At 55.0% G+C, this 22,339-nt stretch carries 19 protein-coding genes; 6 read left to right on the top strand and 13 right to left on the bottom strand.

The window, feature by feature from the left end; all coding sequences use genetic code 11:
• Positions 1–213: 213 nt before the first annotated feature.
• Positions 214–1,485: a BMP family lipoprotein gene (locus ACWIUF_RS05245; RefSeq protein ID WP_448571210.1), complete on the bottom strand. Its 1,272-nt coding sequence runs from the start codon at positions 1,483–1,485 to the stop codon at positions 214–216.
• 339 nt (positions 1,486–1,824) lie between these two features.
• Here ACWIUF_RS05245 and ACWIUF_RS05240 point away from each other — a divergent pair, with 339 nt between their 5' ends.
• Positions 1,825–2,472 carry a gamma-glutamylcyclotransferase gene (locus ACWIUF_RS05240; RefSeq protein ID WP_448571209.1) on the top strand — a complete coding sequence of 216 codons (648 nt, stop codon included), beginning with the start codon at positions 1,825–1,827 and terminating at the stop codon, positions 2,470–2,472.
• A gap of 40 nt (positions 2,473–2,512) precedes the next feature.
• Entirely contained in the window at positions 2,513–3,145 is a 633-nt protein-coding gene (gene tsaB / locus ACWIUF_RS05235; protein WP_448571207.1) for a tRNA (adenosine(37)-N6)-threonylcarbamoyltransferase complex dimerization subunit type 1 TsaB, read from the top strand.
• A gap of 11 nt (positions 3,146–3,156) precedes the next feature.
• Here tsaB and ACWIUF_RS05230 read toward each other — a convergent pair whose 3' ends face one another.
• Positions 3,157–5,304 (bottom strand): mechanosensitive ion channel domain-containing protein, encoded by a 2,148-nt coding sequence (locus ACWIUF_RS05230; protein ID WP_448571206.1) that lies wholly within the window; start codon positions 5,302–5,304, stop codon positions 3,157–3,159.
• 13 nt (positions 5,305–5,317) lie between these two features.
• Entirely contained in the window at positions 5,318–5,899 is a 582-nt protein-coding gene (locus ACWIUF_RS05225) for an FHA domain-containing protein (RefSeq protein ID WP_448571205.1), read from the bottom strand.
• A gap of 188 nt (positions 5,900–6,087) precedes the next feature.
• Between ACWIUF_RS05225 and ACWIUF_RS05220 the strand changes: the two genes are divergently transcribed.
• Positions 6,088–7,554, top strand: a complete 1,467-nt coding sequence (locus ACWIUF_RS05220) for a NupC/NupG family nucleoside CNT transporter (protein ID WP_448571204.1) — start codon at positions 6,088–6,090, stop codon at positions 7,552–7,554.
• 42 nt (positions 7,555–7,596) lie between these two features.
• Here the strand turns inward: ACWIUF_RS05220 and ACWIUF_RS05215 are convergent, their stop codons facing one another.
• From ACWIUF_RS05215 to rpsO, 5 genes are all read right to left on the bottom strand, one after another.
• A complete protein-coding gene (locus ACWIUF_RS05215) occupies positions 7,597–7,950 on the bottom strand; it encodes a phenylpyruvate tautomerase MIF-related protein (RefSeq protein ID WP_448571203.1) in 354 nt (117 codons plus the stop codon).
• A 9-nt stretch (positions 7,951–7,959) separates the two neighbouring features.
• A complete protein-coding gene (locus ACWIUF_RS05210; protein WP_448571202.1) occupies positions 7,960–8,439 on the bottom strand; it encodes a flavin reductase family protein in 480 nt (159 codons plus the stop codon).
• Positions 8,440–8,492: 53 nt separating this feature from the next.
• On the bottom strand, positions 8,493–9,560 hold the full coding sequence (aroF, locus tag ACWIUF_RS05205) for a 3-deoxy-7-phosphoheptulonate synthase (RefSeq protein WP_448571201.1): 1,068 nt from the start codon (positions 9,558–9,560) through the stop codon (positions 8,493–8,495).
• Between the two features lie 146 nt (positions 9,561–9,706).
• Positions 9,707–10,276, bottom strand: coding sequence for a photosystem II biosynthesis protein (locus ACWIUF_RS05200; protein WP_448571200.1), 570 nt, complete (start codon positions 10,274–10,276; stop codon positions 9,707–9,709).
• A 45-nt stretch (positions 10,277–10,321) separates the two neighbouring features.
• Positions 10,322–10,591 (bottom strand): 30S ribosomal protein S15, encoded by a 270-nt coding sequence (gene rpsO, locus ACWIUF_RS05195; protein WP_448571199.1) that lies wholly within the window; start codon positions 10,589–10,591, stop codon positions 10,322–10,324.
• A gap of 352 nt (positions 10,592–10,943) precedes the next feature.
• Here rpsO and ACWIUF_RS05190 point away from each other — a divergent pair, with 352 nt between their 5' ends.
• A complete protein-coding gene (locus ACWIUF_RS05190; RefSeq protein WP_448571198.1) occupies positions 10,944–11,624 on the top strand; it encodes a potassium channel family protein in 681 nt (226 codons plus the stop codon).
• Between the two features lie 87 nt (positions 11,625–11,711).
• On the opposite strand, the gene ACWIUF_RS05185 is transcribed toward ACWIUF_RS05190, so the two are convergent.
• Both ACWIUF_RS05185 and ACWIUF_RS05180 read right to left on the bottom strand, forming a co-directional pair.
• Positions 11,712–13,253 (bottom strand): cation:proton antiporter, encoded by a 1,542-nt coding sequence (locus ACWIUF_RS05185; protein WP_448571212.1) that lies wholly within the window; start codon positions 13,251–13,253, stop codon positions 11,712–11,714.
• 138 nt (positions 13,254–13,391) lie between these two features.
• Entirely contained in the window at positions 13,392–16,151 is a 2,760-nt protein-coding gene (locus tag ACWIUF_RS05180) for a M1 family aminopeptidase (RefSeq protein WP_448571197.1), read from the bottom strand.
• A 661-nt stretch (positions 16,152–16,812) separates the two neighbouring features.
• On the opposite strand from ACWIUF_RS05180, the gene trpC reads away from it, so the two are divergent.
• Both trpC and ACWIUF_RS05170 read left to right on the top strand, forming a co-directional pair.
• Positions 16,813–17,754, top strand: a complete 942-nt coding sequence (gene trpC / locus ACWIUF_RS05175; RefSeq protein WP_448571196.1) for an indole-3-glycerol phosphate synthase TrpC — start codon at positions 16,813–16,815, stop codon at positions 17,752–17,754.
• A 17-nt stretch (positions 17,755–17,771) separates the two neighbouring features.
• Complete coding sequence (locus tag ACWIUF_RS05170; protein WP_448571194.1) at positions 17,772–18,119, top strand: DUF5340 domain-containing protein; 348 nt, start codon at positions 17,772–17,774, stop codon at positions 18,117–18,119.
• 16 nt (positions 18,120–18,135) lie between these two features.
• On the opposite strand, the gene ACWIUF_RS05165 is transcribed toward ACWIUF_RS05170, so the two are convergent.
• The 3 genes from ACWIUF_RS05165 to ACWIUF_RS05155 all read right to left on the bottom strand — a co-directional run bounded on the left by ACWIUF_RS05165 (position 18,136) and on the right by ACWIUF_RS05155 (position 22,339).
• Positions 18,136–19,443, bottom strand: a complete 1,308-nt coding sequence (locus ACWIUF_RS05165) for an FtsW/RodA/SpoVE family cell cycle protein (RefSeq protein WP_448571193.1) — start codon at positions 19,441–19,443, stop codon at positions 18,136–18,138.
• Between the two features lie 153 nt (positions 19,444–19,596).
• Positions 19,597–20,427: an HAD family hydrolase gene (locus ACWIUF_RS05160; RefSeq protein ID WP_448571192.1), complete on the bottom strand. Its 831-nt coding sequence runs from the start codon at positions 20,425–20,427 to the stop codon at positions 19,597–19,599.
• An 82-nt stretch (positions 20,428–20,509) separates the two neighbouring features.
• The gene (locus ACWIUF_RS05155; RefSeq protein WP_448571191.1) at positions 20,510–22,339 is read right to left on the bottom strand and encodes a GAF domain-containing sensor histidine kinase; all 1,830 of its coding nucleotides are present in this window, start codon (positions 22,337–22,339) and stop codon (positions 20,510–20,512) included.

Below are 22,339 nucleotides of genomic sequence, written 5' to 3'. Positions count from 1 at the left end.
AGTAATTAGTAGTTAGTAGTTAGTAGTTAGTAGTTAGTAGTTAGTAATTAGTAGTTAGTAGTTAGTAGTTAGTAGTAACGACTTTAGTCGTTTTTAGTCGTTGCTGGCTAAAGCCAGCCCTATAAGCCTTGCTAGAACTTGCTGGTCGAGAGGTAGGCAAGGATGTTCCTAGTACAGTGGGCAGGCAGGAACGCCTACCCCACTGGCCCCAACCTATTGACTGGGGCCTTCAATGCCTTGCAACAATTGCGGCATATACCAGATCTGAACGGGGGTAGCGGTTTCCCCTGCTGCGAGGAAAGGCGTACCATCCTGGAACTGTAGAGGACCTTGGTAGAGGTTAATGCTGCCATCCCCTAAACCTTTAATGAAGGTTTCCAGGGATTCGCGCTGTTGGGCATTGAGGGCGTTGCCCATGACAAAGCCAACGGCAGAGGTATCGGGGTTATTGATATCGTTCCAATCAGGCGGTGCCCAGACAAAATCCCCCTTAAAGTTACCCGCTTGGGCATCTGTAATCGCTTTGAGATAGAGCGGTCCCCAATTGTAAACGGGGACACCCACACAGATCTCCGGTGCCAGTTCACAGCCATTGGGCATGGTGTAGTGCAGAAACTTGACAGCTTTCCCCGCTTGGGCCGCTTTCTTCCCTTCAACGGCAGCTTCGGGAGTATCGATCCCGGTCATCACCACATCGTAGCCCCCGTTATAGAAGTCATTGGCAACTTTAGTGGGATCGAGGGTGACGCCGGGGATATTGAACCAGAAGCCGATCCAGGTGACCTTGAAGTTGAGATCCTCTGGGTTCTTGTTGCGATAGGTTTCCCAACAGTAATCGGCTCCCAGGTAAGCCGCTGAGACCAGGCGGCGGGTTTCATCGTTAATCAGGGGACCCAGAAAGCCAATTTTCCCCGTTTGGGTAGTCAGAGCCGCCGCACAGCCCGCTATCATGCGACCGTATTCCATTTGGGGCATGATGTTGCCCAAGTTAGGCTGATTTTTGTAGTTTTTCCCCGCTTCCCAGGCGTAGTCACCGGAGGCGTGAATCACCGCCACCTCCGGGTGCTTTTGGGCGGTTGCCAGGGCATCATCCTTGAAATCGTCGGAATTGAAGATGATCAACTTTGCCCCCTTGGCAATGAGGTCATCGGCTACCTGGGAACCTTTGACATTGGGCCGATCGCTGGGGTTGACCTTATCGACATACTCAACCACCACTCCCGGTAGTTTGCGTTTGACATACTCCATCCCCTCAAAGTGGGACTCGCTCCAACCCGCATCGTTTCTAGGACCCACCATAATCAAACCCACAGTAAACGTATCTGTGGCTTGCGCCGCTTCCGTGGCGGTGGGGCTATCCGTCGCCACGGGACGATCGCTGACGGTGGGGGTTGACGCCGTACAGGCACTAAACAGGAGACTGGCTAGGGCCAGGATAGGCCAAGCCTTAAGGCCAGGAGCGGAAACAGGGAAGTGCTGCATCATCAGTTTAGAAGGTCTGGTCGCTAGAAGGTCAGGTTGTTAGAAGGTCTGGGCGGGAACTGCCAAGGGCCGGGTGTATGGTTAGTGGGAAACCGCAGGAGGCGATCGCAATCCAGTCGGATGTCTGAATCTACGGTTTGTCGGTCGGAATTGTGGACTTTATCATAGACACCTGATATGATGGGTCCTGTTCCTCCTAAGGATAGGGGGAAGCTGGCGGGGTGTAACAGTGACTAATGTTACGGAAGCGTTACGATAATGTTACGAAATGGTGCAAACCCGCCAGTGCGATCCGGCTGCCCATCCCAACTGTAGCGGGCGTTGAGCGTCTGCTGAGGACCTGTGAATCAATTGCTGTTAACCCAGTCTGTACGCCATACTGCTCAAGATCTGCGATCGAGCTGGCAACCCCGATCCACCGGGGGGGATGCAACGCGATTCTCCGGTGGTCACGATCGGCGATCGCGACAACATACAGAACCCATGTTCTACTACTTTGCCTATGGTTCGTGTATGTGCCCAGTCGATTTAAAGCGAACCTTGGGGGAAAATACCCACGACTATGTGATTGGCCCAGCAACGTTGCCGGATTATCGTCTGAGTTTTAATCGTCATTCGCGGCGGCGGAATTGTGGTGCGCTGGATGTGGTAAAGGCTCCAGGGAGTTGGGTGGAGGGCGTGTTATACCAGTTGCCTTGGCGGTTGAGTAGCCGGTTGGATGAGCGGGAGGAGATCCCCACGGGGGGCTATCGCCATGCGTTTGTCGATGTGTATACCCACTACCAGATCTTTCGGCAGGTGCGGACCTACGTGGTGGTGGATAAGCTGCCCCAGGAATTGGCCCCGAATGATTGGTATTTCAATGTCGTGTTGCGGGGGGCGGTCACCTGTGGCTTGTCCGAACAGTATTGCTGGCAGTTGTTTGAGCACATGCGGCGGTTGCAGCAGGATGAACAGGCGCGTGTCCTCACCCCACCCGCAACATTCTGATCCCCAGCCCTGAACCCATGCCCTTTTTCCCCGGACTCGGATGTCTTCTTTGGCGTTAGCAATCCATACCACTAGCCCAGAATTAGGGCTGGCTTTGGGCGACAGCTCAACCCTAATCCGGCAGCAAACCTGGGCATTAGGACGGGACTTGTCTGGTCAACTCCAGGTTTGTCTGGCCGAATTCATCCAGCCCTATGCCTGGACCGATCTTGCCTGGCTTGCGGTGGCGAAGGGGCCGGGCAGTTTTACGGGCACCCGCATTGGGGTTGTTGCAGCCCGTACCCTGGCGCAGCAACTCGATATTCCCCTGTTTGCGATCTCGACCCTGGCGGCGATCGCGGCTACCCAGGCTAAGCGGCTAGCTGGGGCCGATCGGGCGGTCCAACTGCCTGCCCATCGAGGTGAACTGTTTGGGGGGATCTACCGCCCCTATCCTGAATCGGCGGCTCTGAGTGCGGCGTTACCCGATGCTACCTGGCAACCCGATCGCTGGCAGCAAACCCTGGCCGCCTGGCCGACTGCCTACACCTTGATTCAGGCTGAAGGGGACCTGGGGGCAACCGTCGCGGGTGTTTTTACCCTGGCGGCAGCGGCCTGGGCACAGGGCCAAAGCCCCCACTGGTCAACGGCTAATCCATTCTATGGGCAACACCCAGTCCCCAACTCCGGCTGAATCCTGAATCCTTAATCTTTGTGGGCTTGTCCGGCCTGAGCTTGTCCAGGGTTGGCTTGGAGGTGCTGGGCATCGATCGCAAATCGATAGAAACAGTAGCCATCCTGAAAGGTCGTTCCCCCATCGACGGGGGTGATCTGATGGTGTGCCAGCAGCCATTGTCCGGCCTGGATCGCGGCTTCACGGGTACAGCCATAGGTGTGGATCAACCAGGCAACCGCTTCGGAACCGACAAAACAGGCTGGGTAGTGGTTTAAGCGATAGGTGCGATCGGCGATCGTCACGCCCGTGTCTGCCCGCATAGCCGTTACCAGCTTTTCCGGGGGGATATCCGCCAGGAATGATGGCCAAGGTGTTCTAGGGATTGAGGCTGGGTCAGGGGATACCGCCAGCGGCGGCGGGGGGTCGGCAGCGGTGGCTAACGACGGGGTTGCTTCCCTCAGGCCAGTGTGCGATCGCCAGTGATCCAGGATCGCCTCGAGTTGGGGCGATTGCAAATGTACATCCCGCTGGGGAAAGGGCACCGCGATCTCCGCCCGCCGGAGACTGGCCTCAATTTGGTAATACAGATCGCTTTTGACCTGTAATTGTTTGCGCGGTTCCCCAATCCATACCAGTAATTCAAACCGGAGGGCACTCTCACCAAACTCCTGGAACCAAACCTGGGGAGGTGGCTTCAGTAACACCTCTGGATGATTGCGGGCGGCCTCCAGTAAGGCTAATTGGACCTGCCTGACATCGGATTGATAGGCGACGCCCACAGGAATGCGCAGGCGGGAAATGGGATCACTGTGGTTCCAGTTAATCACTTCATGCTCTAAAAACCGGGAATTAGGCACAATAATCGTGACCTGATCCATTGTGCGAATCTCGGTACTGCGGGCACCAATTCGCTCCACAACGCCTAATAAATCGCCTACCTTGACGAAATCGCCCACCTGGATCGGGCGTTCCAGGATGATAATCAGGCCACTGATTAAATTATTGGTAATGTTCTGTACGCCAAACCCAATCCCGACCCCTAGAGCACTGGCAACAATGGCCAGCGATCGCACATCAACGCCCCACAGTTGCAGCAGCACAATCACCCCCAAAAACATCAGAATGCCCTGCACAAAAACGGCAATCATCTGTTGAATGCGAGTATCCGCGCCCGTGCGGCTGAGGATATAGAGGCGAAATAATTGCGTCGTTGCCCGAATCAGGAACCAGAGGCCAATCGTCAGCGCCAGCAGTAGCAGCAAATCTAGGGCAGAATAATTGGCATTGCCCACCCCGAAAATCGGGGCTGTCAGCACATCAAACAGCCGATAGCGCCCCCCCCGGACTTGGGGAAACAGATCGGTCACGTAGAAGCCAACGGCCACCCACATCCCAAACTGCACGCCAATCAAGGCCAGTTGTAATAACAACCGGAGCGATCGCGCCCAGGGGGCGAGGGGATGGCTGGGGTCGGTTTGCCAGCGACCCAATTGCCGAGCCGTAAACCGACCGGCGAGCCATAATCCCAATTGCATCAACAGGGCGACTATCAAGACAATGGCGCTGTAGAGGAGCGCTTGCCTCACATAGGCAGACCGACGCTCCAGGGTGGCCTGCTCTAGCGCCTGGGTTAACACCTGTTGCCATTGCTCGGCTTGACGGGCGATCGTATTGCCAGGAATCACATCTGCCTGGGTCACCGTTAACAAATTGCGGCGGCTGTTTGCACTTTGCAGAATCGTCTGCTGCTGCTCTTCCTCAATGACTAATTCGACGGGCCGATTCGCCAATATCGCGGACTGTAGCTCCTGGGCCAAAATCTGGTTGATGATCTCGGCCCGCTCTTCCGCCGTGAAATTACCAGAACTGCCCACCTTAAACAAAGGCCGCCCATCAATGACGATCGGGGCTTTCGCCGAATCCCCCAATAGTTGTGCCGAGGTGGGCAAGGCATTCCCCGCCCCAATCAGGAGCGTGAACACACCCATGAGCACCCAAGCGAACACCCGTCGCCAGTGAGTCAGTCGGCGCATCGGGTTAGCAGTCCCCCCGCCTAAGTCCCGCTTAGGGACTGCCCCTCGGTGACCCATCCTGTAGATGGTCCTAAGCCCGTGGGTGACGATCGCCCGCCAGAGCAACCGGATTGCCTGCCCGATTAGCTGTTCCAAACCCATCATGTGCCATCGTCCATTACCCAGCCGTTTGACCCACGATCGCCGGATGTTCCGATTGCTCAGCAGCCGGGGGAGCCACCGTCGGACGGGAACGTTCCAAAATGGCGTGGGCGATCGCCCAGGTGCCGAACCCCATCAGGATGAGTACCCCCATACCGACTAGCCAAACCACCAACTGCTGCCGCGTGACCGCTGATACGGGCAACGATCGCGGTAACCCCTGATTGGTCAGTTCCGTACTATTGGCCTCGTCGCTATTCAAGAGCGTCACCGTGATTTTATAGGGACCCACCCGCACCGTATCGTGGCTGGCAAGGGGTTGGCGATCGCCCGGCAACAAGCGGCCATTCAGGAAGGTACCGTTGGCACTATGGTTTTGAATATAAAGCTGTCGGTTAGTCTGGGTAATCAGGGCATGGAAACGGGATACCTGGGGATGGCGGAGTTCGAGCCGTGAGACGGATTGGCCTGACAAGGTTTCCGGCATCTGCGCTAACTCGCGCCCTAGGGCCAGGGGAGGGGTAAACGATAGCTGTTGCGGTTCACCGTTGGTCGGATCTTCCCAAGTTAGCTGGAGATAGAGGGGGGACTCAGCCATCACTGCTACGGGGTTTGCCGCACGGTTTAACATAGATCAGCCACAGTGTTAAGAAAGACTACATCCAGGGTAGCGGCGATCGCGACGAGTGGCCAGCACTGGCTGGGGACTGGGGGACTGGGGGACATTGTGCAGTACGCTATCGTGATAGCGAGTCTCAGTGGCTTGTTTAATTGCAGTCCCGACGGATGGATGGCATGTCCGGGTTAAACCTTCTTTCTTTTATCGGTATTTTTGCCCTGTGTGGGATTGCCTGGTTGGGTTCAGAGCAACGCCGCCAGGTTCCCTGGAAGTTGATTGCCTGGGGTATTGTCCTTCAGGTGGTGCTAGGGTTACTGGTCTTTACAGTGCCTCCTACCCGCACCCTACTGTTGGGGTTGAGCAACGGCTTCAATGCCATTCTAGATGCGACAGAGGCGGGGGCGCGGTTCGTCTTTGGTTCGGTCCTCGTGCCCGATCCCAGCAATCCCCCCGGCCCAATCCTGGCGGGGCGTTGGATTGCCCGGGCGGTGACTCCCCCCTATATCCCGGTTCCGGGCGATCGCCTCAGCCCTGACATGATTAACGTGGGGTACATCTTTGCCTTCCGGGCCTTGCCGACGTTGATCTTTTTCTCGGCGCTCATGTCGCTGCTTTACAGCCTGAACTTAATCCAGCCCGTCGTGGCGGCCTTTGCCCGTCTGTTCCGGTGGCTGATGAACCTGAGCGGGGCGGAAGCCCTCTGTGGGGCGGCCAATATTTTTGTCGGGATTGAGTCATTTTTGGTCGTGCGGCCCTTCCTCCAGCGCATGACCCGCAGTGAACTGTGCGCCATTCTGGCCACGGGCTTTGGTAGCATTGCCTCAACGGTGTTGGCCCTCTATGCTGGGTTATTACGCCCTGTTTTTCCCAGCATTACAGGTCACTTGGTTTCGGCCTCGATTATGTCCATTCCGGCCTGTTTCATCATGGCGAAAATCCTGGTGCCAGAGATGGGCAAGCCGGAAACCCTGGGGCGGGTACCCACACTCGGCGCTACGGATACGCCACTAGACGCTGCCCCATCTAGCGATCGCTCACCAGTGGCTCCCCTAGATCCGGTCAGTAGCCTCATTACCGGAGCGACCGAGGGGGTGAAATTGGCCGTCGCGATCGCGGCGATGTTGATTGCGATTTTAGGCTTGGTGGCGCTCCTCGACCTCTTTTTTGCCAACCTGGCCTCCCTCAGTACGAGCCAAAATGCCCTCTTGCAAAGTATAGGTCGGGCTTTTCAGGTGGTGACGCTCACCCATATCCAGGGCTTCTTGTTTGTCCCATTGACGTTTCTAACGGGGGTGTCCCTCAACCCGGCAGAACTTTGGCAGGCGTCAATCCTCATTGGTCAACGCCTGCTATCGACAGAAATTCCGGCCTATCAACAACTGGCCCAACTATCCAGCCAGGGGATCATTAGCCAGCGCACATTATTGATCGTGAGTTATGTGCTGTGTGGCTTTGCCCACCTACCCTCCTATGGCATTTTTATGGGGGGGTTGGCGACGCTGGTGCCCGATCGCCGCCAAGAAATTACCCGTGTGGGCTGGAAGGCACTCTGGGCGGCAACGTTAGCCACCCTGATGGTGGGGTGTGTGGCGGGGGTGTTTGATATCGGCAATCCAACCATTTTGGGGCGTTAGGCATGGCCTTGAGGCGTCGAACGTTTACCCTTGCCCTGATGACTAACCAAAGGTAGAGCCATTCCAGCCCCACAGGGTCCCCGTAGCATTGGTGAATTCGATATAGATGCGGTTCGTCGGCACCCCCAGGCTCGCGGCAATTTGCTGGCAAAAATCCTGGCTCATGGTCTGCGTCTGGCTGGGGGAAAAGGTGCCAATATTTTTGATCTCGACGTAACAGACGGGATCGGTCGTGCCCCCAAAGGTCATGGCGACCCCTGGCTCTAGGGCCGTCATCACGTAGGCTTCTGGTTTGCCCACATGGCTGGCCAAGCTGGCGGACAGTTGTTTGAGTAGGGCCGTCACTTGGGAGGGAGCGGGGGCTGGGATTGAGGTTTGGACTTTAATTAGTGGCATAGCGGGTGACTAACCTCCATAACTCCAACCCGTACTTTCCAACAGCAACGGTTCGCCCTCCCGGTGGATACCGGCGGCGATGACCTCACCGACAAAAACCGTGTGGTCGCCTTGGGCGATCGTGCCAACTACCTGGCACTCGACATAGCCCAGCGTGTCTTTAATAATGGGGCAGCCGGTGACACCGAGGTAAAATTCCACATCCTCAAACTTGTCCCCCACCCGACGCTGGGGCTTAAAAAACTTTTCCGCCAGATCCTTTTGGCCAGCCTCTAGCACACTCAAGCTAAACACATTCGAGGCGGTGATCATGGCGTGGGAACGGCTATCTTGCTTGACGCAATTGACTACTAGGGGCGGCTTGAAAGAGGCTTGCATCACCCAACTGGCCGTGAAGCCATTCACCTCATCTCCCTCCTTTACCCCACAGATATACAATCCGTGGGGAATTTTGCGCAGCAGAGTTCGTTTTGCCTGTTCGTCCAACAAGGGGCTTCCTCCTATCTACCTAATCTGGACTAATCTGGACATTTACTGGACATTTAAACGAGCGTGGGGGCCGGGGTGAGGGGCAATGCCCAACGATTGACTGCCCGCCCGATCACCCCCAAGCGCTGTACCAATTGGTCAAATTGATCGGGGGTTAGGGATTGGGGACCATCCGACAGGGCTTGTGCCGGGTTGGGATGGACTTCGATCATGAGGGAATCGGTTCCTGCCGCGATCGCGGCCATTGCCATGGATGGCACAAATTCGGCCACCCCAGTGCCATGACTGGGATCGATCATAATCGGCAGGTGGGTCAGGGTGCGCAAGACAGGAATCACGGCGAGATCTAACACGTTGCGCGTATATTGGCGATCGAAGGTCCGAATCCCCCGCTCACACAGAATCACGTTGGGATTACCCGCTGCCAGAATATACTCCGCCGCCATCAGCCATTCTTCGATCGTTGCAGCCATCCCGCGCTTGAGGAGGACAGGCTTTTCCTGGGCACCTACTTTTTTCAACAAGGCAAAGTTCTGCATATTGCGGGCACCGATCTGGATTACATCCGCCACCTCGGCCAGCTTATCCAAATCCGCCGCATCCATCAGTTCGGTAATAATACCCAGTCCAGTGGCTGCACGGGCTGCCGCCAGTAACTCCAGGGCGCTCTCCCCGTGGCCTTGAAACGCGTAGGGCGAAGTCCGGGGTTTATAGGCACCGCCGCGTAGGAAGGCTGCCCCCGCCGCCTTAACCCGTTGGGCCGTCCCAATGATCATGGCCTCACTTTCGACCGAGCAGGGACCGGCAACCAGGACGATTGGTTGGGTTTCACCAAAGTCGATCGGGCCATTGGGGGTGGTCACCCTCACGGTACTGGCTTCGCCGTGACGGTAGTCGCGGCTCACGCGCTTAAAGGGTTTTTCAACCCGCAGCACTAACTCGATCCAGGGACTAAGTTCTTGAATCCGCTCTTGGGACAGTTCTGCCGTATCCCCCACCAGACCAATGACGACTTTATGTTGGCCGACGATCTTTTCCGGTGTCAGGCCCCAGCCGCTCAGTTCTGCGGTCAGCCGATCGATCTCGGCGGTTGGTGAGCCACTTTTCATCACGACGATCATCGCGTGTTCTCCCTGCCACCCATGTTCACAATTTGATTCAAGGGGGTCTAATCGACCCTAGGCTCAGTTTACCTTGCCTGCTTTAATCTCTAACTCAGCCAATCCTGTAGCTTGAGGAATGACGTGTGGGGAATCAATTCCTGAGCCTAATCCTTAGAGGCACGGGCCGATCGCCAGGCTGAAACCATCCGCCCTGCGTTGGTGGTGAACTCCTCCCAGCCCAGCCAACTGCCGACGACAGCCTCATCCCAAGAGGCGGACAGCACCCCGTAACTCAGGCCCAAAACCCCCAAGCCAAAGCAACCCATGCTGGCAATGACCACGGCTACGTTGGGGAGGGGAAACCATTCGTGACTAACCACGAGATAACTGCCAATAAAGGTGGCAATGCCTAAGCTGCTGGGAATCCCGCAAAAAATGACCATGCGCCGGATCATGCGATTGCTGACGGCATCGGGAATGCGAGGGGTGGGGCCAGTGTCGCGACCCCTTGCCGCTGGACGATCCCGATCACCAGCCGGGGGGGTGTCCATAACCGTTGATTTGGCAGGCGTTGTGGCCTTCGGTGGCGTCTGGGGCGATCGCTCGGACGGACTCGATGCCCGCTTGGGGGTTGGGGAAGGATTGGGTTGGGCCGGTGCAGCCCCTTTGGTCGTCCTCTTGCGACTGCGCTTTGGTTCAAACGGCAAGCGCTCCCGTGGCGATTCTGAAGCCATCCAACCCCCTTTTCTGTAAATAAGCCTGTGGGTTAACAGGAGCCATTAACCCCGGATGCCCAATCGTTCAATCAGCCCACGATAGTGTTGTTCATCGTGGCGCAGAATATAGGCCAGCAATTGCTTACGACGGCCAATCATTTTCAGCAAGCCCCGTCGCGAGGTGTGATCCTTCTTGTTGGCTTGCAGGTGTTGGCTGAGGCGATTGATCCGCTCCGTCAGCAGGGCGACTTGCACATCAGCCGATCCCGTGTCGGTCCCGTGGACTTGGTAGTCGGAGATGATTTGCTGTTTTTGGTGTTGTACCAGAGCCATAGGTCGTTGGATTCTTTGAATTGAATTTAAATTTAGGAAACGGTGTGGATAGCGTTCAGCGGGCGATCGCTCGCAGCTTGACACATTTTTTGACCAGATTGATCATCTTACCATGCCTAGCGCTTTCGAGGATCGCGATCGGCGTGGTCGGCGTGGTCGGCGTGGCGTTGGTTCGAGATCATCCAGCTTCACCTAGAACTGTTGATGCTCCTAGGCATTCAGTTGGAGGTAAATGTCCACAAAGCTGGCAGTCAGGCGTAGGCGTACTGGGTTCAGTCTTAGGGTGGCAAGGAACCACAGGTATGCGGCTTTCACCTTGGACTGTACGATCGTTACTTATTGAGGAGCTAGCATGTACATTTTAATGGGTGGTGTGGGCCGGATGGGGGCAGACTTAGCCAAGACTCTGCTTCAGATGGGGCATACGATCGCCGTTGTGGATACCAACCCGTTAGCCTGTCAGTATGCCCGTGAGAAAATCGGGGTTATGGCATTTGAGGGAAGCGCAGTTAACACAACGGTCTTGTTAGAAGCAGGAATTTCGAAAGCCCACGCGGTGATTGCAACGTTGCAAGAAGATGCCCTGAATCTTGCGCTAGTAACCCTCTGTAAACACTATGGGGTTCCCCAGATCATCGTGCGGATGAGCGATCGTGACTTTGCTGATCCCTATCGATTAGCTGGGGCAACGCATATTATAAGTACAATTGAGCTAGCAATCAATCGAATTGTTAATGCCATCGAATATCCCGAAGTCGATGCGATGATGCATTTTGAACAGGGGCAAATTGAGGTTTTGAAACTTTCGATTCCACAAGCTTGTTCAATCGTTGGACGTAATCTTGCAGAGATTGCCCAAGATAGCGGATTCCCTATGGGAACCCTCATTATTGGCTATCAGGCTCATCCCCGCGAATCCCTGAGTATTCCCAACGGCAATACGGTTCTAGAGGGGGGGTCCACCATCCTAGCGGTGACCAAGCCTGATCTTGTTCGGCAGTTGATTCATTTTATGGGCTTATGTATCCCTTAATCATCCTTAAGAGCTAAAAGTTTTTCATTAAGTTCCTGGATGTAGGCTTTTGCAACATCATCTGATAATAATCCTTTTAAGACTGCATCATTGATTGAACTTTTTTTCAGCCAAATAAAGGCGACGATAAAAGGTATCTAAATATCCTTTCTCTGTAAATCCATCAGACTTTGATGTAATCCGTTGATTATAGAGATTACGCAATTCCATCTCAGAAGCAGCAATACGAGCCTGATAGGAGGCAAAAATCTCTTCATAGATAAACTTGGGTAAGCTACCTGATTCGAGCAGAACTTTTAGCTCTGCTTGGGCCGCTTTAGCAGCGATCAGATTAAGCTGTAAAACTTCCAGTTGTTCACGCATAGAGGAAGTTCGGGATAACTGCAAGCGTTTCACAAACCAAGGCAAGCTGAGTCCCTGGGCAATGAACGAGACCAGAACCGTGCTAAACACTAAGGTAATCACTTGCAGTCGTCCCGGTAAGGTTAAGGGCAAACTCAACGCCAAAGCCATTGACAAGGAGCCTTTGACATTGCCGATAATTAAGACGTGTTGCCATCGTAGGGGTAAGGGACGATCGAAAAAGTGGAGCAAAGACAGTAGGGGATAAATTGATAAAATACGCCCAAATTGATAGGCTCCAATTGTCAGGAGAACAGCGGGAATAGTCGCCACGATCACACGTGGATCAACTTCAATACCTACTAATAAAAAGATAAAGGTATTCACCCCAAATCCAGCATACTCCCAGAAGCTCAGCAGAGTAATCTTAATGGAACCAGAGGTTTGGCGAAAGGCCAGGTGGCCGATGACCAGTCCGGCAATGAGCACGGCGATCGCGCTGGAAACCCCTAATATCTGCCCCACTTGGAAAGTCCCAAGGGAGACGGCCACGGTCAGTAGAATGTTACTCAGGGCATCATCTAGTTGGCGAAACAGTCCAACGCATAAATAGCCTAATCCTAGCCCTAGAACGCCGCCACCGATAAAAGCGATAAAAATCTGGAGTACCCCTTCGCTAACAGTGAATGCTCCCTGAAGATGAATCGTTGTAATAATGCTTAGCAACACCATCGCAACCCCATCATTAAAGAGACTCTCGCCTTCAACAATGGTAGCCAAACGACTGGGTACTGGAACTACTCTAAAGGCAGCAATGACAGAAACCGTATCAGTAATTGTCAGGATAACGCCAATAGCACAGGCCGTAATCCATGCTAGACCTAATCCAAATTTAAGCAGAACTGCCGTAAGAGCCGACGATAGAATCACGCCGGGTCCGGCTAACAAAGTAATCGGTTTTATCGTACTGCGTAAGCGACTAACATCCGTATTAATTGCGGCTTCAAAAATTAAAATTGGTAGGAATAGGTTCAATACAACATCGGGATTAAGTCCCACGGATGCCGGTAATGTTTCCTTTGGAATAGCCAATCCTGCTAAGACGAGACCGACGACATAGGGGATGCGTAACCATCGTGTAACTAAAGCGACAGCCGTTGCCACCAGGAGTAGGACAATTAAAGTATTAACGATTCCTGTAAAGTCTCCAGGGGGCAAAGAAGTCGATGGCTCCCATAGCAACAAGTTAAAGGCATTATAAATGCAATCAGGTGTCAAAGACTGCACTGTTGTCAAGGTAACTACTGAATATCAATCGCTCTACAGCCGTTCTCGCGCTAATGAAGTACGGTCAAGCCTTGCGAACAAGGGGCTTAGGCCCCTTGTCTGTACCTTACCGGGTATGGAAGTGCTGTCAACCCGTGGCTATCTGGCCACCTTGCTTTTTTTCATGCCTGACTTTGGCTTGGCTGTGGTTGCGTCGGTAGCCCCCTTACCCTTTTTCTGGGCTTCCAACTGGGCAAGGCGACTCTTGAGATCCTGGTTCTCCTGCTTCATTTGGTCGAGGTCCTGGCGAATTTGCTGAAGGGTACGATCGGCTCCCACTTGTTTCTGTACCTTGGGAATCGCTTCCTCCGCAATCCGGCGCACCCGCCCATCTGCCGTCTGTTCGCTTAACCCCTGGAGCAATGCGATCGCCTTCGGGGTTTCCATTGCGCTCAAGGCCGTGACCACCGCCACCTGGGTGAGGAAAAAGTCCTCATGGGCCAACCCCTCCAAGCGGGTCAGAATGCGATCGACCTGGGCACTGGTTTGCCCCGTGGAAATGGGACCGAGGGCACGAATTGCGGCTAGCCGCAAGGGTTGGGGCACCCCCAACTCCGTATAGGTCAAAACCAGGTTCAAGGCGGCTTCTGAGGTTTTCAACTGGCTGAGGCCGCCGATCGCCCCCGATCGCACCACCTCATTCCAACCGGCCCGATCCTTCAGCACCCGTTTCAGTAGGGTGATCACCGCCGCTTCCTTGGGCACATCGTTGATCTGCACCGCCACAATGCTGGCGATCGCCCGACAGGCTGCTGCTTCCACGTAATAGCTGGGGTCTCCCTTTTCTACGAGGGGAAGCAAGGCTTGATAACTGGCCAATGTTTTGTACTCCGCTAGGGCCTCGACCACCGCCCGTCGCACCCGCGCCTCCGGATCGGCCAAACCCGTGACGAGTCCGTCAAAGCTCTGGTTTAGTTTCAGCTTGCCCAACTGACCCGCCACCTCGATCCGCACCCCCCAAAAGGGGTCTTGTTGCAGGGCCATGACTAGGGCATTGACGGCTTCTAGGCCCCCCTTCTTGCCGAGGGCGATCGCCGCATCAATGCGGGAAATGGGATCGGGGTCAAACTGGAGTTGGGCTTTGAGTTCGGGGACCGGATACTCCAGCGTCAGGGTTTTCAGGTGGAAATTGCCCGGATCAACGCTAATAAATTGGGGTTTGGCTGCCAGGGGAATGTAGAAGCTTTGTTCGGCTTCATGCACCCGAATTGTAAAGGTTGTGAGCGTCACCGTTGGGGCTACAACCTTGGCCTTGCTGGCCGCTTTGCTGGTTTTTTTCGGCTTTTTCTCGGCGGGGGAGGCGCTGGTTTCCACGTACCCAAAAGCGATCGGCAATTTCAGATCAAATAACCCCTGATCCATGCCATTGGCCTTGGGATTGGCCTGGGTTTGGGTAATCGTCAGCTTGGCCAGGTTGCTGTCGCCATCCCAACTGTAGGCCACCTTATAGTCCGGATGTCCCCCCCGGTACACATACTGATCAAATAAGAACAGCAAATTACGACCGGTCGCCTTGTCGATCGCCCGCAGCAGGTCCACCGTTTCCACCGTCTGGTGGGCATGATCCCGCACAAAGGTTTGGATGACTTGCTTAAAGAGGGCGTCGCCCAATTCACCCCGGATCATGTGGTAAACACAGGCCCCCTTCTCGTAGAGATGGCGATCGTAGAGTTCGATCGGTTCACGATAGACGTGGGTGACAATCGGTCGCCGATAGCGGGATTGATCCTCACTCAGATAACTGCGCACCTCCCCCAGCAGATAGTAAGCCGCAGCATCGCTCCCATATTCCTGCTCCGTCCACAGCACCTCCGAATAGGAGGCCATCCCCTCCTTAATCCAAGCATGGGACCAGTGCTTAATCACCAACAAATCACCAAACCATTGGTGGACTAATTCATGGGCGACCAGGGTTTCCGAACTCCGGTTATCGATCGCCGCCCGTTCATCTAATAAACAGCGATCGGTCAGCAGCGTCGTCGAGGTATTCTCCATCCCACCGAAGATAAAGTCTTCGACACAAACCTGGGCATATTTGGGAAACGGGTAGGGATAGCCGAAAAACTCGCTAAAAAAGGTGAGCATCTGGGGCGTTTTCCCCATTGTGCGACGGGCATCTGCCTCACGCCCCTTGGCGACTACATAGGTCACGGGTTTCCCCTGCCATTCCTCCTGAATCGTGGCAAAATCCCCCACCGCTAGGGCGATTAAATAACTGGGATGAACCTCGTTTTGCCGCCAGTGGTAAATTTTGGCATCACCGCTGCTCTCAGTGTTGATCAGCTCCCCATTGGAAATGGCTTGGAAGGGATGGGGCACCTGGACGCGAATTTCGGAGGTGGCCAATTGGCCGGGATAGTCGAAACAGGGGAACCAGTAGCGGGAGTCCTCATCTTCCCCCTGGGTCCATACCTGGACGGGTTTATGGGGATAGCTGGGTGTGGGTTGGATAAAGTACAGCCCCCGGCGCGGCTTTTCGACCCCATAGACAATCGCCAGCGTCAGGGTTTGGCCCTCCCTTGTGGGTTGGGGTAGGGTAATCGTGAGGGTTTCCCCGTCGGTATCAAAGGCACAGATCTGGGGTTGGGGTTGGGTCGCCGTTGTCACGCTGACGGATTGAATGGCTAGGGCTACAGCATTCAAGGTTAGGTGCTGAATCCCATCCCGTACTGGCTTTAAGCGAATCTGGCAGGTCCCCTGCAAGGACTGGTTGGGGATATCCAGCACCAGGTCTAAAAAAATATGCTCAACCTGCCCAGGGCGATCGGGGGTGTAGTGGGGACGGGCACCTGGCAACTCAAAGACCCTAGCTCTGGATGGCTCGTCAGCCGCGATCGCATAAAGATAGGTTTGTAACATTACGACTATGCTCCCTAATTACCGTGGTCAGGATTGATTTAATTTCGTCCAGGAATAATCGATTTTTAATTGGCTGAAAATTACAATAACTAGGTAATTATCAATCACTAGTGCAGCGCATAAGTGCAGCACATAATTAATTACAGCCGTTGCCTCTCTAATGAAGGACTGTTGAAGTACTATCAAGCCTTGCGAACCAGGGGCTTAAGCCCCTGGCCTGTACCTCACCGAGTATGGACGTGAGGTATGCAACGCTTGTCGCTCAGGCTTTAGCCTGCAACGCCTCAAGTCGTTACTACCCACGTTGCGAACCTTTATGCTGACTGTACTAGGTGCTCCGCAGGGAAATCAACAGATAATTCTACCTGAATTAAATCTCAATCAGGCAAGCCAGGCCGATGCGTCTCGCCCCTAGCGGGAGCAGGCGATCGCGGGGATAACCGTTACCCCGGTGCTACGCCCCCTAGCGGGAGCAGGCGATCGCGATTGCCTTGCCGTTCCCACCCGGTCCACTGGCGTTTTATCCCCTCCGTGCTTGCCAAGGGCTAGCCCAGCAAGCTAAGTTAGCCTAGTAAGTAACCTACGTTACCCGCTACTAGACCGGCTGGTCTGTGGGTGGGGATGCGGGATTCCACCCCCTTCACCAGTGAACTGGTTGCCTATGCAAGTGCGTCGTCGTCCTCCTAATCCGCCCGTGACGGTTCAGCATCTGTCCTACCACGTTAGGGTGCCCGATGCGGAACCCCAGCATATTCTTGAGAAGATCGTCTGGCATAAGGAACGTGAAGTTGACCAGTGGCGCGAACAACTGCCCCTGGCAGATCTGCGCCGTCAAGTGGTGACCAGTCCGCCCCCCCGGGACTTTGTCGCGGCCCTGCGGGCGGCCCCGCAACGGCCAGCCATTATTAGCGAAGTGAAAAAGGCATCCCCTAGCCAGGGAATTATTCGGGCTGATTTTGAACCCGTTACCTTAGCCCAGCAATTGGCCCAAGGGGGGGCCAGTTGTCTGTCAGTTCTGACCGATACGGAATTTTTCCAGGGAAGTTTCCAATACCTAGAACGCATTCGGGCAGCGGTAGACCTGCCCCTCCTGTGTAAGGACTTTCTGATTTATCCCTATCAAATTTATTTGGCACGGCGATTTGGCGCGGATGCGGTATTGCTCATTGCGGCGATCCTGAGTGATCAAGATCTACAATACTTCCTCAAAATTGCCCAAGGGTTAGGGATGAGTGCCCTGGTTGAGGTTCACACTGAAGCCGAATTAGTGCGAGTACTCGGCCTCGACGGTCTCGCGTTGGTGGGAATCAACAATCGCAACCTTCAGGATTTTTCGGTCGATATCAACACCACTGGCCATCTCTTAAGCCACTACGGCCCGGAATTGCAGGCTCGGAATATTCTCTGCGTGAGCGAGTCTGGGCTGTATACCCCAGCCGATTTAGCGCAGATGGCGGCAGTGGGTGCGGGGGCTGTCCTGATTGGGGAGTCGCTGATGCGCCAGCCTGACCCCAGCCAAGCCTTGCAGGCACTGATTGCGCCCCTGATGGCTGCGTCGCCCGTACCCTCCGGATCGGCGACTGGGGATCTGCAAGATAGTTAGGGAATTGTTATCCCTTCGTGGCGGCTGCATCCCTCACGGCTGCATCTCCAGGTGCGACGATCGCTCGTCTGTTATTCCTGATTTCCTTTCTTTCCTTAGCCCTTCTCTTCCCTATGCAACCGATTCCCCTTCCATCCTATGTTCATTACGAACTCCTGTTGCAATTGCTAGAACGGCAAACGGCGATCGCGATCGAACCGGGTTCACCGCAGCGGGCACAGTTGCAGGAATTGATCATCACGCTCCGCAAGGCAATGGCCCAGCAAAAGCAGTTGGAAGAGTCTTGCCGTCGTAGCAACCAGGCGATCGACTACCGGTGGTCGCTCAACGAAGATATCCGTCCCACGTCGATCTCGTCCTCATAGGCGCGGGGTGGCTGTTTTAGGTGAACGATCGGGTTCGACGGCGACGACGTTCCGATCCCGTCAGTCGGGGGGAGGGGGTAACCAGTTCTGAGGGGGCACTGCGGTGGGCTAAGGCGGTACTCATCCCAGGCGTGTTGGCCGCTGCCAGTGAGGGCCTTGCCGTTTTGCGACGATGTTCCCCCAAGGAGACGACCTGCGCCTCACTCCCTTCACGCGCCACCCGAATTAAGAGGCCCGCCAACAATAAACTCGCAATCATCGAATTGCCGCCATAGCTAAACAGGGGGAAAGGCAGGCCCGTGGTGGGCAGCGCCCCCGTTGCCACCCCAATATTCAGCAGGGATTGCCCCACGAGGAAAATCATGGCCCCCATCGCCACGAGTTGATGTAAGGGCCGTTGCGCCTTAATCGCAATCCGCAGGGCCAAGGTGGCATAGGCTCCTAGGAACACAATCAGCAACACCCCCCCAATTAGCCCAAACTCTTCGGCAAAAACGGCAAAAATGAAGTCGGTATACTGAATGGGCAAATAAAATAGCTTTTGTTGGGAGAGGCCAAAGCCTGATCCCCACGGCCCGCCAGAGCCGATCGCCAGCAAGCTTTGCACCAATTGATAACTGTCTCCACGGGGATCTTGCCACGGGTCCAGGAACGACAGGACCCGTCGCCGTTGGTACTCCCGCGTGGCAATACTCAGGACCCCCAAGCACCCCCCCGCCAGGGCTGCTGTCATTAAATGCAGATAGGGTAATCCTGCCGCCAAGGCCAATAGCCATAGGGTAATGCCACACAGGGCGGTGGTACTTAAATTGGGCTGCAACAAAATCCCCAGCAAAATACAGGCAAAAACCCCCAGCCACAAGAGGCGGGTCGCCCAACTTAAGCGTCCCCACTGGCTGAAGATCCGTGCTCCCTGCAAGACTAAAAATGGCTTCAAGAGTTCGGAGGGCTGAATCGGGACGCCCCCAATCACCAACCAGCGGGTGGCCCCATTGATCGTCGTGCCCAGTCCCGGTAGGAGGGTCATAAAGAGCAGTCCCATCAAGCCGAACAGGCACCAATGGGCAATCCCCTGGACGTAGCGGAGGGGGGAATGGACGATCAGGCTAAAGCCCACGAGGCCAATGACGACCCACACCAGTTGCCGCTTGACGTAGTACAAGCCATCGCCAAAATCCGCATCGGCGATCGGGTAGGAGGCGGAGTACAGCACTACCAGTCCTAACCCTAGCCACATAAAGGTCAGCCAACGGAGGATGCGGGCTTCGATCGCCCACTCCTTCACCGAGGGATCAAAAAATGGAATTAAGCGATGTAGGTCCACGATCGGGTCGCTGTGCGTGAGGGAACGATCGCTGGCGGCAGACAGCCCAGGCGATTGCGATCAGTATATCGGTCTCGTTGCGAATCGTCAGTCTTGGTGCTGATTTATTGTAGGTTGCCTGGTCAATAGCCGGGGGGAGTTCGCCTGTCCGTTTTAGGGGGATTGGGCTGATGATGGCGCATCCCGGTACCAGGCCGGAAACGGTTGACCAAACTGCTCTAGGGAAAGGGGGGAGATGCGATGATCTTGCTGGGCTTGTGCGCGTTCCGCCGCCGTGTTATAGCCCCAGTCAGCCAGAAACAGGGCAACCTTGGCAAGGTCAGGGTGTTGCTGGACATTTTGTAGGGTTTTGAGGCGATCTTCGACAAACCAAATTGAGGGGCTGGGGGGATGGCTGGATACACGGGGGTCTCCGGATTGCAACGATCGCAGGATCTCCCGCTTGGGCCGTTGCTGCTCTCGGCCAAAAATCTGGGGTAGGGGTGGGGATATCCCCGCCTGCTGGAGAAGCTGCTTCACAAAGCGGCTTTCCTTCGTGGTAATAATCACGACCGGCACCGCCTCGGCGATCGCGGCCTGGAGGCGAGCGATTGTGCCGGGATAAAAGTCATGAAGTTGTAGCCAGCCCGTGAGATCGGTCTGAATCCACTGATCCCGTTGGCTATCGAGGGCCGTTTGCAGTTCGGATTGGGTGAGACCTTCGCGGGCCAGTAATTGGGGCGCGATCGTGGTCCAATCTTGGAGGAGTTGGGCTTCGGCATAGTCCAGATGCATCGCCCGCAGGAGCAGGGGCATTTCCCAGCCAGTTTCCACGACCGGACGCAAGCGGTAAAACGGCTGTTCGAGGTGAGGGGGGGGCAGGGGAGCCGCGTCCGCCCAAATTTGACCATAGGCCCGCCAAGCCGACTGGAAATATTCGCGGCGGCCATCACAGAGAACCCCATCAAAGTCAAGGGCGAGCAGGGTGGGCGGGGGAATCGACATGGGTAGTGGCTAGGGGGTGAACAGGGGCGGCTGGGGGTGACCTCACCGTTCGGGACACCCCCCATACCCCAAAGATTAGCGCTTAGGTCAGTGCCAGGGGGAGGGTTAAGGTAAAAGTTGTGGTTTGCTCCCCACTCTCGACCCGAATGCTACCGCCGAGATGCTCGACTAAGCCTTTAACGAGGGTTAACCCTAAACCAGTCCCCCCATGTTGCCAACGATCGCTACTCGGGACGCGATAAAACTTATCAAAAATACGGGGCAATTCTTCCGGGGGAATTTCGGTCCCCGTGTTACAGACGCTCAGGTATATCGTGGCTTGCTCTTCCCAGACAGAGACGGTAATTGTCCCCGCAATCGGGGTATATTTGCAGGCATTATTCAGTAACTCCGTCAGAATTCGACCAAGACCAGAAAGGTCAGACACAATCTCTGGTAAGTTTGGGTTTAAATTTAACTGGAGAATTTGTTGATTCTGTTGGGTGCGCAGATGAAAAGGTTCTACCACGTGGGGCACCCAGTCTTGTAAGCGGATGCGGCTGAGTGAAGGTTGCCGATTGCCAGCCTCTAGGCGGGTTAAATCCAGGAGGTCGTTAATCAGACTCATCTCCCGTTCACATTCATCGTTGAGGATTTTGATATAGCGTCCGGCCTTATCGGGGGTTAAGGAGCCACTGGCCATGAACATCTCCAGGACCTCGGCTGACATTTTGATATTGGCAATCGGCGATCGTAATTCATGGGAAACGCGACTGAGGAAATCATCCTTGAGGCGATCGAGGCGTTCTAATTCATAAACCTGGGCTTGGGCTGACTGGTGCAGTCGGGATTGGCGCAGGGCGATCGCACACTGGTTAGCTACCTGGCGTACCAATTGTACCCCCGCTTCCGAAAACCCTTCCGTATCTTGCTGGTATAGCCACAGGTCACCCAGGACTTTCGTCTCATCAGCGATCGGGCACGCTAAGACAACCGTATGAGTTGGGACAGGCCGTTTGCCATCTACATCTAATTCTAGGGTGCAAAATTGGAGAATTTGGCCTTGTATTAACTGCCGATACATATCCCCTAGATCGGTCGTTTTAGTCGTGCGATGATGGGCAGAGGGAAAATCCGGCGCATACTCATAACAAATCGTGAGTGCTGTTTGATCGGCATCGAACATGGCCACATCACAACAGTCTACTTCCAGCACTTGGCCCAACTCTTGCACCACGGTTTGAAGGATCCGATCCTCATCTAAGCTTTCGCGAATTTTAGCTGTAATCCGATGCAGGGTCTGCTGAAAATTAAGCGCGGTTTGCAACTGGGTGGTGCGTTCCTGGACCTGTTGTTCTAGACTGGCCGCAAGATGGTTAACCTTCTGAAACAGTTCGGCATGTTTGATCGCCACTCCCACCTGTTCAGCCAGTTGTTTTAACAGATCGACCTCTAGGGATTCCCACACCCTCGGCGCATCACACTGGTGGGCAATTAAGAGACCCCAGAGGATTTGCCCCTGTAAAATGGGTACCACGAGATTGGCCTTGACCTGAAATTGGGTCAGCAGGTCAACATGACAGGGCTTGATCGCGCCCGATTGCACATTTTCAATTACAGAGACCCGGCCATGTCGATAGGCTTGGGCTTGGGTTGCGCCAAAGCAGGGATCATGAATCAGTTGATGCAACAGGGACAGCCAACGGGAATCCACCGATTCCACCACCACCCGACCGCTCCAGTTGGGTTCAAATTGGTAGAGAACAACGCGATCACAACGTAAAAACTGCCGGACCTCCGTTACAGTTGTACTCAAGATGGTATCTAGGTCTAAATCCTGGCGTAGGCGACGGGCGAGCGCCACAATCAACCGTTCCCGCTCAATCTGTCGTTGCAGGGTGAGTTCTGGATGGATACCGTCACGCTCTTTCAC

Source organism: Trichothermofontia sp., from assembly GCF_053493415.1.
The sequence above is the reverse complement of the archived record's forward strand: the minus strand, read 5'-3'. Positions and strand labels throughout refer to the sequence as shown.

Coding starts and splice junctions, on each gene's coding strand:
- ACWIUF_RS05245 (WP_448571210.1), bottom strand. CDS start 1,485: ATGATGCAGCACTTCCCTGTTTCCGCTCCTGGCCTTAAGGCTTGGCCT.
- tsaB (WP_448571207.1), top strand. CDS start 2,513: ATGTCTTCTTTGGCGTTAGCAATCCATACCACTAGCCCAGAATTAGGG.
- ACWIUF_RS05230 (WP_448571206.1), bottom strand. CDS start 5,304: ATGATGGGTTTGGAACAGCTAATCGGGCAGGCAATCCGGTTGCTCTGG.
- ACWIUF_RS05225 (WP_448571205.1), bottom strand. CDS start 5,899: ATGGCTGAGTCCCCCCTCTATCTCCAGCTAACTTGGGAAGATCCGACC.
- ACWIUF_RS05220 (WP_448571204.1), top strand. CDS start 6,088: ATGGATGGCATGTCCGGGTTAAACCTTCTTTCTTTTATCGGTATTTTT.
- ACWIUF_RS05215 (WP_448571203.1), bottom strand. CDS start 7,950: ATGCCACTAATTAAAGTCCAAACCTCAATCCCAGCCCCCGCTCCCTCC.
- aroF (WP_448571201.1), bottom strand. CDS start 9,560: ATGATCGTCGTGATGAAAAGTGGCTCACCAACCGCCGAGATCGATCGG.
- ACWIUF_RS05200 (WP_448571200.1), bottom strand. CDS start 10,276: ATGGCTTCAGAATCGCCACGGGAGCGCTTGCCGTTTGAACCAAAGCGC.
- rpsO (WP_448571199.1), bottom strand. CDS start 10,591: ATGGCTCTGGTACAACACCAAAAACAGCAAATCATCTCCGACTACCAA.
- ACWIUF_RS05190 (WP_448571198.1), top strand. CDS start 10,944: ATGTACATTTTAATGGGTGGTGTGGGCCGGATGGGGGCAGACTTAGCC.
- ACWIUF_RS05180 (WP_448571197.1), bottom strand. CDS start 16,151: ATGTTACAAACCTATCTTTATGCGATCGCGGCTGACGAGCCATCCAGA.
- trpC (WP_448571196.1), top strand. CDS start 16,813: ATGCAAGTGCGTCGTCGTCCTCCTAATCCGCCCGTGACGGTTCAGCAT.
- ACWIUF_RS05160 (WP_448571192.1), bottom strand. CDS start 20,427: ATGTCGATTCCCCCGCCCACCCTGCTCGCCCTTGACTTTGATGGGGTT.